Here is a 7,322-nt window from a genome sequence, read left to right as displayed (position 1 = left end):
ACGACCAAGAAGCATGGACGACTGGCGAGAAGTATTTTTCGCTACGGATTGAATCATTTGCGGCACATCTTATGCAATCTTGCGGATCGCATCCAACAGATTGCATTTCGACAAGTTACTCAACTTTTGTCATGTACTTAGGCAATATACATACAATAACGAGGGTTTCACCGAAGACCATAATCACTCGGATAAGGGTGCCAGGTCTGATGAAGTTTCCTGAGGTAATAAAGCATCTGAGAAGGCCGCGTATTCAACTTATCAAAAGGATATAAGAATCCTATGAAGGGGCAGGTGCGCGTTCTCAAACATCTGGTTGAGATACGGAAAGCAATCAAGATCCGTCGCGTCTTCAATTCAAAGAAGCAACATTATGGATCTGCTCTATCCGCCGAATGAGTGTTTCAATCCGCTATCAATCGCGTCTTCAATTCAAAGCGGATGGCTGTCACCGGAGGCAACAGTGACAGTCAGTTTCAATCCGCTATCAATCGCGTCTTCAATTCAAAGAAAGCTGAGAACGCGCCTGGGGAAGATCTTCACCCTGTTTCAATCCGCTATCAATCGCGTCTTCAATTCAAAGTAAGGAGGATGTTTACGGTGACAATCCAGGCAGTCGTTTCAATCCGCTATCAATCGCGTCTTCAATTCAAAGAACAGGAAGCTTAGTACATTGAGCGATCCTCGCTCAGTTTCAATCCGCTATCAATCGCGTCTTCAATTCAAAGCGAGGAGTGGAAGGCAATTGCAGCAACAATTCGGTGGGTTTCAATCCGCTATCAATCGCGTCTTCAATTCAAAGCAACCCGTCGTGCAGGCGAGAAGACCGAAGCGCTGGCTGTTTCAATCCGCTATCAATCGCGTCTTCAATTCAAAGGCTACCTTTAGTGCACTGGGTGCAACCGTCATTTCCGGTGTTTCAATCCGCTATCAATCGCGTCTTCAATTCAAAGTGTCGTTGTGCCGACTCAAGTTCCATGGATCACGACGTTTCAATCCGCTATCAATCGCGTCTTCAATTCAAAGGAACTTAAAGCCGAAGCGATGATCGTGATCCCTTTGCGTTTCAATCCGCTATCAATCGCGTCTTCAATTCAAAGAAGGCCGAGCACAACGATGCTCTGCGAAATGGTGAGGTTTCAATCCGCTATCAATCGCGTCTTCAATTCAAAGCCAAGCCTGTTCTGGCGGTACGCTTCTTCTCTCCCAATGTTTCAATCCGCTATCAATCGCGTCTTCAATTCAAAGGGAAATTTCCCTTGTTTTGCCCCGGCACACGCTGGGGTTTCAATCCGCTATCAATCGCGTCTTCAATTCAAAGTGCAAACGGTTGAGTTCTTCGCCATTGCGGCCATCTGTTTCAATCCGCTATCAATCGCGTCTTCAATTCAAAGAAGGACGGGTCTCATGCTCTTGACGATTACCAAAAGGTTTCAATCCGCTATCAATCGCGTCTTCAATTCAAAGAGAGAATGATCCTCGCAAGGACAATATTCTTTGGGGTTTCAATCCGCTATCAATCGCGTCTTCAATTCAAAGTTCCTAGCGCCACTGGGATGGTTAGCAATTGCATGCAGTTTCAATCCGCTATCAATCGCGTCTTCAATTCAAAGATAGTTTATGATCTTTCAAAAATCAAAGGTTATTGCGTTTCAATCCGCTATCAATCGCGTCTTCAATTCAAAGACAGCTGCCTTGAAACTGCCGGGACAGGTCTACGTGGGTTTCAATCCGCTATCAATCGCGTCTTCAATTCAAAGAGAGGGAGATATGCTTCTCTAAAAGCAATCATCACGTTTCAATCCGCTATCAATCGCGTCTTCAATTCAAAGGGCTTCAGCAAGGTGCGAGTTGACGTTATGTCATCAGTTTCAATCCGCTATCAATCGCGTCTTCAATTCAAAGCTCAAAGAACTGTTGCAGGAGGAAACTGTCGCCTACGTTTCAATCCGCTATCAATCGCGTCTTCAATTCAAAGAGCACGTTTGCTGGCGTTCGCATCAACTTTACTCGCGTTTCAATCCGCTATCAATCGCGTCTTCAATTCAAAGGATATTACTGCCAACCGGCACACCCCCCTTCTTCTACGTTTCAATCCGCTATCAATCGCGTCTTCAATTCAAAGCTCTCCAACTGAACTTGCAAAGCTCAGTGAGGAAGGCGTTTCAATCCGCTATCAATCGCGTCTTCAATTCAAAGGAAATGAGTGGCCTAGGGAAATCAATACGAATTTTGTTTCAATCCGCTATCAATCGCGTCTTCAATTCAAAGAATCACCACAACAGCGGCACCGACGGCACGGACAAGATGGTTTCAATCCGCTATCAATCGCGTCTTCAATTCAAAGTTTTTTGAGGGGGCCTTGGCTAGGTTGAGAGATTATCGTTTCAATCCGCTATCAATCGCGTCTTCAATTCAAAGGGTCTGGTCCCACTTCGGGTACTCGCGCCCATCCAGGTTTCAATCCGCTATCAATCGCGTCTTCAATTCAAAGATTTTGCTGTCTGGTTTGACTGTCAGCGTCGCGTTCATGTTTCAATCCGCTATCAATCGCGTCTTCAATTCAAAGGACCCGTCACTGACGGTGTTGATCGAGAACTCGACCGGTTTCAATCCGCTATCAATCGCGTCTTCAATTCAAAGCAAAGCATTGCCCTATCTATGTGGGTCATTCTTGAGTTTCAATCCGCTATCAATCGCGTCTTCAATTCAAAGAGCTTTCAAGGCATGGGCGTGGAAGGCCTGAAAATTCGTTTCAATCCGCTATCAATCGCGTCTTCAATTCAAAGAGCATCAGTTCCGACGAGATTTGCAGATCAACTCGGGTTTCAATCCGCTATCAATCGCGTCTTCAATTCAAAGCGAAACCGTCCGTGGCCTCATCCCCGCAATCGTTATGTTTCAATCCGCTATCAATCGCGTCTTCAATTCAAAGTCACCCCGGTGGGTTCGAAATCAATCACACGCCGGTGTTTCAATCCGCTATCAATCGCGTCTTCAATTCAAAGAGAGCTTGTCGCGTACGGGACTTCTCGGGCGGCTTGAGTTTCAATCCGCTATCAATCGCGTCTTCAATTCAAAGTCTAAAACAAACTCCAACTTGAATGAAGGGACATTGTGTTTCAATCCGCTATCAATCGCGTCTTCAATTCAAAGCCGGTGGTCACATTCAACTCCTCGACCCAGGGGACGCGTTTCAATCCGCTATCAATCGCGTCTTCAATTCAAAGGAGAAGAAGTACGATAGTCTCCCCGCGGCTTTCAACGTTTCAATCCGCTATCAATCGCGTCTTCAATTCAAAGTACAGTAAAGACCGTCGATGATGGGGCTACCCGCGCGTTTCAATCCGCTATCAATCGCGTCTTCAATTCAAAGCAGGCCATCTACGGACTGCACGTCTGGATTACGACGGTTTCAATCCGCTATCAATCGCGTCTTCAATTCAAAGGACAACGGCGAGCTGTGGGAGCGCAGCGGCAAGGGCTTGTTTCAATCCGCTATCAATCGCGTCTTCAATTCAAAGACTACGAGATAAACTTCGCCTACAACCGTCGGGCACGATGTTTCAATCCGCTATCAATCGCGTCTTCAATTCAAAGCCAACAGCTTCAACCCGAGACACAACGTTTCGTCGTGTTTCAATCCGCTATCAATCGCGTCTTCAATTCAAAGTCCTATCTCTTTTGGCCACTTCAGGTGGGAAACGAGTTTCAATCCGCTATCAATCGCGTCTTCAATTCAAAGAAAAAGCTCTTGGACAGAGCTATAAAAATAGTCTAAGTTTCAATCCGCTATCAATCGCGTCTTCAATTCAAAGTAAGTGCTTTTGCGCTCGTACTTCTGCTTTCGCTTTCCGTTTCAATCCGCTATCAATCGCGTCTTCAATTCAAAGGCAACTCCGAATGTTGCACTACATCGACTGCGGCGGCGTGTTTCAATCCGCTATCAATCGCGTCTTCAATTCAAAGGAGTGCCTGCTTCTTGATACTCCGGATTGGTCCGAGTTTCAATCCGCTATCAATCGCGTCTTCAATTCAAAGCACTCGAAGCGATGGCCCGACTTCTCAAGGTCTGAAGTTTCAATCCGCTATCAATCGCGTCTTCAATTCAAAGATACCCCATTTTGCGGCTTTTATTTTCAGGGCTTTAAGTGCCCATTCCGGCTAACCCTGTTTTTTCATCGCAAAATCATCGTTCCTTCAAATTGTTTTCAAGGGGGATTCTTATTCTATTTTCAAATATCTCAACAGTTAGCTACTTCTGGCTAACCTCCCCCCATTTTTCGCTTTCATGGGGTTAGCTAGAGCTGTTTTACAAGTGCGGCTACTTTATTCCGGCGCAAAGCGTTTGTCAATTGCGAGAGCCGGTTTTGACATAGAAAAATCGGCAGGCAGATGCTTAGGCGATATACACCGCAGAGAGAACGGTCGTCCTGGCTTGGCCAAAGATTACGATGCCACGATCACAGGTTTGACAGATCTCGTAATAACGTACCTGAGCGGCATCGCTGCCAATCACGCGGGCAACCTCGCCGCGCATCTCGGCGAACTGCGCTTCGCTGATGATCGCCTCGAAGATGCTCAATTGCACCGGCTCGCCGTAACGCTTCAACAGCTTGAAGAGTTTCGTTCGCGTCCGGTCATCCGAGATGTCATACATGATAACGATTTTAGTCATTGGTCATTCGTTGTTGGTCATTGGTCACGGCTTTTCGGTTACTGCCCAACGATTGAGATCACTAACAACTGACAAAGGACAAATGACCATTCGGTTACGGTCTGCCTTTCTTGAGGCGCTCTTTGATTTGCCCGAAGGCGCTCCTGGCGCGGCTTTCCGTCTGCACCGCTACCCGCGAAGCTTTGCCAGCAAAGCGCTTCATTGTCTGGTCGGTGAACTCGACGACGCGCCGGGCGACGACTTCCGGGATGTTCGGTGGCGGCACGACGCGGCCCGCCGTCGTGAACTCATAACCGAGAAAGATAAACCCTTCCGTGGGCGAAACCAGCCGCGACTTCTCCGAGTGAAGTTGCAAGCGTTTCGCTTTCAAAGCCTCACGGGCGTCGCCGAAGGCCTGGCGCGCTTCGCTTTCGCTCGCGCAGGGAATCACGAAGTCATCGCAGTAGCGGATCAACTTATGACCGCGCGCCACAAGCGCCCTGTCGAACGCCGTCAGATAGACATTCGATAACAGCGGCGACAGCGGCGCGCCTTGCAACGCGCCGGTCTTTGGTGAGGCCATCTCGCGCAACTTTCTGACGACAGGCGGGGTGGCCAGCGCCAGCGCGACTGCGGCACCGCCCAATCCCAACCCTTTCGCGGAAAGCAGCCCCCGCAAGGCGGCGCGCTCGGCTATCGCCAGCAATAGCCCGTCCTGTACCAGACGCCGCACCGCTGCTTTGCCCGGCGACGGCTTTGCGCTTGCCATCTCGCCGCTTACGGCATCCTCTTCGAGCAAGGCTTCATCAGTGAAGGCGTTGGCAGAAAGGGCGTCGCCGTCAACCCCCAGTTTTTGTGATAGCAGATCTTTGAACATGCCGTTCATCGCTTCACGCACCGCCAGATGTGCATCCGTCAGCGTCGCCCGCCAGCGCGCCAGAAAGCCTGCCGTCGGGCGCGCGCCATCGAGCGCGCCGGCGTCGAGCCAGAGCTTGATCAAATGCCGCACGTCTTCCGTGTCGATGACAGCGGCCAAGTCTTCAAGAAGCAGCTGGTGATTGATCGAAGGAAAGAAGTCTTGGATGTCCGCATCAACCGTCCAGCGGCGGCCCTGGGCGCGGGCGACGACGATGCGCTGCACGGCCATCTCCGCCGAGCGCCCGGCTCTGAAAGCGAATGAGCAGTCGAGCATTTGCGGCTCGAACAACGGCTCGATACGGTCGAGGACGGCGCGTTGCGCAACGCGATCACGCACGGTCGGAATCGCCAGTTCGCGCGCTTTGCCGTTGTCTTTGGGAATCTGCACATAGCGCGACGGCAGCGGCTCATAAGTGCCATCAAGCAGGTTGCGCGACAGCTCCGCGAGGTTAGCGTCGAGGTCGCGCTCAAAGGCGTGAACGCCGACGGCATCAATCCCTGCCGCGCCGCGATTGGCTTTGACCTTGCGCCACGCCTGATACAGCGCCGGGCGTGCGGCGATCTGCCGGAGCAGGCTCGATGGCATGAGGTTCTTCGTGACATTGCGGATAATGGGATCGTTCATCATCGCTTCTCCTCCTTGGCTTCACAGCCGGCACCTGTCAGGAAACCGGGCGTGCTCTTTTCATTCATGGCCAGCCGCGTCGCACCGACGATAGCGCCCGAGATGACGCGCAGTTCGACGCCGGCGAGATGTTGCAACTCGCTTCTAATGTCAGCGGGGACTCGCTCGATGTCGAAGCGGTAGGTCTGCGCATCACTGTCCTGTATCTTGCGCGCAAAACAGATGACGCAAACCAGGTCGGCAAGCGTCAGCCCCAACGCCTCGAATTGCGCCGCTGCCGCCTCGGTCAGTTTGAGCCGGGTAATCTTCAGCCCTGTCATGGCTTCCTCCCTGCGGCGTTCTGTTGGGCGAGGAATTCGCGGATGATCTCGTTGTTGGCGAGGCCCATGTCGCCGTTGACTTCGCTGCTGCGCGGCCCGGTGTACAAGACGATGCGGCCATCGCTGCGGCGCGTGTAATAAACGATGATCGTGCCCTGCGGCGAGCGAAACGGCCCCGCCGCGCCGACGCGCTTGACACGGATGCCGCGACGCTCAAGGTCGAGCATCACGAGATCGTTTTCCGTCGCCCAGCGCGCCGCTCTGCCGGTCTCCGGGTCGTAATCGTGTTCGATGACTTTGAGCTGGCCGTCCGTGCCTTCGACGACGCGAACGCGCACATGGCCGCTTTCATCGACGGCGAGCCTGCCGTAGCCGTACCAGCCAATCGCGCCGTGCATCAGAGCGAGCGCCAGCGCGAAGTAGAGCATCAGGCGTTTGTGCTTGCCGAAAAAGACGAAGCTGAGAATGGTTCCCACCTGCACAAGCACCAGCGCCGTGAGCAGCAGCGCCATCGTTTCGATCTGCCATGAGGCCAGCATCGGCAGCCGCGCTGCGAGGTAGCTGGAGATCAGCCCATAGGGCAATACCCAGGCGGTCAGCCACAGCAGCCGGTAAATCAGAAACAGCCCGACGAGCAGCGCGACGCCGAGAATCACTCGCCGCCAGAACCGCGAGAGCCGCGACCGCTGCACGGAAGTCGCCGCTCGATTGTCGCGCACATCATCAGCCCTTGTCGCTGATGGACAGGCACTCGTCTGGCGCTTGCGGACATTTTCAATGGTGTGCAGAAGATTCTTCATCG

The 7,322-nt window shown here is 52.0% G+C and carries 4 protein-coding genes and 1 CRISPR repeat array; all 4 genes read right to left on the bottom strand.

The genetic code is table 11. The annotated features are described in order from the left end of the window. Window positions 1-326: 326 nt before the first annotated feature. Window positions 327-4,114: a CRISPR direct-repeat array (repeat unit 37 nt; unit sequence GTTTCAATCCGCTATCAATCGCGTCTTCAATTCAAAG). 285 nt (window positions 4,115-4,399) lie between these two features. The 4 genes from cas2 to VJ464_23880 all read right to left on the bottom strand — a co-directional run bounded on the left by cas2 (window position 4,400) and on the right by VJ464_23880 (window position 7,320). After that, a complete protein-coding gene (gene cas2 / locus VJ464_23895) occupies window positions 4,400-4,678 on the bottom strand; it encodes a CRISPR-associated endonuclease Cas2 (protein HKQ08189.1) in 279 nt (92 codons plus the stop codon). Window positions 4,679-4,772: 94 nt separating this feature from the next. Next, on the bottom strand, window positions 4,773-6,203 hold the full coding sequence (locus tag VJ464_23890) for a reverse transcriptase domain-containing protein (GenBank protein HKQ08188.1): 1,431 nt from the start codon (window positions 6,201-6,203) through the stop codon (window positions 4,773-4,775). Then, window positions 6,200-6,520, bottom strand: coding sequence for a hypothetical protein (locus VJ464_23885; GenBank protein HKQ08187.1), 321 nt, complete (start codon window positions 6,518-6,520; stop codon window positions 6,200-6,202). Before VJ464_23885 ends, VJ464_23890 begins: the two co-directional genes overlap by 4 nt. Beyond that, a complete protein-coding gene (locus tag VJ464_23880; protein HKQ08186.1) occupies window positions 6,517-7,320 on the bottom strand; it encodes a hypothetical protein in 804 nt (267 codons plus the stop codon). Before VJ464_23880 ends, VJ464_23885 begins: the two co-directional genes overlap by 4 nt. Between the last annotated feature and the right edge of the window lie 2 nt (window positions 7,321-7,322).

The organism is Blastocatellia bacterium, assembly GCA_035275065.1.
In the GTDB taxonomy this organism is placed as follows: Bacteria; Acidobacteriota; Blastocatellia; order UBA7656; family UBA7656; genus DATENM01.
This window is presented reverse-complemented; position numbering and strand designations above follow the sequence as displayed.

What these genes read in the sequence shown, in the direction of transcription:
- VJ464_23890 (HKQ08188.1), bottom strand. Translation starts at nt 6,203, where the DNA reads ATGATGAACGATCCCATTATCCGCAATGTCACGAAGAACCTCATGCCA.
- cas2 (HKQ08189.1), bottom strand. Translation starts at nt 4,678, where the DNA reads ATGACTAAAATCGTTATCATGTATGACATCTCGGATGACCGGACGCGA.
- VJ464_23885 (HKQ08187.1), bottom strand. Translation starts at nt 6,520, where the DNA reads ATGACAGGGCTGAAGATTACCCGGCTCAAACTGACCGAGGCGGCAGCG.
- VJ464_23880 (HKQ08186.1), bottom strand. Translation starts at nt 7,320, where the DNA reads ATGAAGAATCTTCTGCACACCATTGAAAATGTCCGCAAGCGCCAGACG.